Below are 1835 nucleotides of genomic sequence, written 5' to 3'. Positions count from 1 at the left end.
GCGTCCTGCCAGGCTACCCCCGGATCAGCGCCAGGACTCAGCCGTCACTAAGGTCGCACTCTGCGTGGTCAGTGCCACCGTGGTTGAAAAGCGCTTCTGTGGCAGTGGCCAGCCCACGCTCTACATCACACAGCGGTCTGCCGTATCAGGTGGATCGGGTTGACTCAGAACTCCAGCTGCGCCGAGAACGCTACAGTGCGCGGGTCGCCCAGGTAGCTGCTGTTGAGCCAGTATTCCTTGTTGGTCAGGTTGCTGACGTTGACCCGCAGGGTCAGGTCGTTTTCCGAGACGCGCATGCGGTAGCGGGCACCGGCGTCGAAGGTGGTAAAGGACGGCAGGTCGTTTTCGTTGCTTTGGTCGGTGTATTGCTTGCCGGTATAAAACGCTCCACCGGTTACTGCCAGCCCAGGCACAGGGTTGATGTCGTACTCGGCATAGACCTTGGCCAGTTGCTTGGCGACGTTGGTCGGTGCGTTGCCTTCATCCGCGGCGATGCCGGTTTTCTTGATCTTCGGGTCCAGCAAGGTAAAGCCGCCGACCAGTGTCAGCTCCGGAACGACTTTGCCGGTAACGCTGAACTCCAGGCCATTGTTTTCCTGACGTCCGTCCACCACGTAAATATTCGAGGCCGTGGTGTAGCCGTTGGGCTTCTCGATGTTGAACAGCGCCAGGGTAAACAGGGTTTCACCCAACGTCGCCTTGGCACCGATCTCGTATTGCTCGCTGACTTCCGGTGCGAATGCCTGGCCGGCATTGGCTGCGCCGCTCGGGGCGACACCTCCGGATTGCAGACCTTCTATATAGGGGGCGTAAGTGGTCAGCCACGGCAGTGGCTTGTAGACCAGCGAGATATTCGGCGAGGTCTTGCTTTCGTTGTATTTGGTCTCGGTCTCTGCGGAGCCGAAAGCCTTGGCGTAAACGAACTCGTTGGCGTAAGTCTTGATCTGCGTGTTGGTCACGCCAAGAATCGCCGACCATTGCTCGTTGAAGGTGATGATGTCGCCAATCAGGAAGTTGTTGCTCTCCGAGCTATTGGCTAGACGCTGGTTGCCGTGGCCAATCGAGTACGACGGTTTGCCGACCTGAGGTGTCTGGTCGAGCGGTATCGTGCCGACTGGCGAGGTGTATTGCGGACCAGGCTGACCAGGCGTGTATGGGATGTGGTCTTCGTACTGCTTCTGGCGAGATGTATTGCCCTGGTACCCCATCGTGACTTTGTGGCCGAGAAAGCCGGTATCGAATGCTGCATCCAGAAACAGCGAGCCGGTCTTTTCTTCGGTTTCGATCGGTGCGAAGGCGTATAACGGCTGCGAATACAGACCCGCGCTGTAAACCGTCGGCCCGGTGTAGGTGTTTTCCGAAGTGTACTGCTGGGCTGCAAAGGCCGCGCGCAAGGTGAATGTATCGTTCAAGCGCCATTTGGCGCGTACGCCCGCCTTGTCGGATTCATAATCGGAAAACGACCACTTCTGGCTGTAGAGTTTGTCGTTGTCCAGCGAGGCTGCGCTTGGGCGTAACGACTGATCACCAAAGTACCAATAGCTGGTCAGGCCGCGAATTTCGGTCTTTTTGTGTGAAGCGTCGAACTGCACCAGCAGGTCGTCGGAGACGTTCCAGTCCAGCGCCAGGGAAATCATTTCGCGACGACGCTTGTTCATGTCGACAGCGGTTTCGCCATCCTGAGTCAACACGTTCAGGCGATAGGCAAACTTGCCCTCACTGTCGATCGGCCCGCCGAAATCGCCATGCAGGTAGTAGTTCTCGCCACCGGCATGGTATGCCCCCCGAAGGTTGGACAATTATCCACTTACGCTGCCTTGGCGGCCTGCATCCTG

At 57.9% G+C, this 1835-nt stretch carries 1 pseudogene; it reads right to left on the bottom strand.

Features of this window, described 5'->3' with window-relative positions:
• Positions 1 to 164: 164 nt before the first annotated feature.
• Positions 165 to 1775 (bottom strand): annotated as a pseudogene (locus AO277_RS13180) (TonB-dependent receptor); the annotation flags it as partial.
• Positions 1776 to 1835 lie beyond the last annotated feature (60 nt).

This window comes from Pseudomonas amygdali (genome assembly GCF_002699855.1).
In the GTDB taxonomy this organism is placed as follows: Bacteria; Pseudomonadota; Gammaproteobacteria; order Pseudomonadales; family Pseudomonadaceae; genus Aquipseudomonas; species Aquipseudomonas amygdali.
Note: the sequence above shows the minus strand (reverse complement) of the source record. Positions and strands in the feature narration are given on the sequence as shown.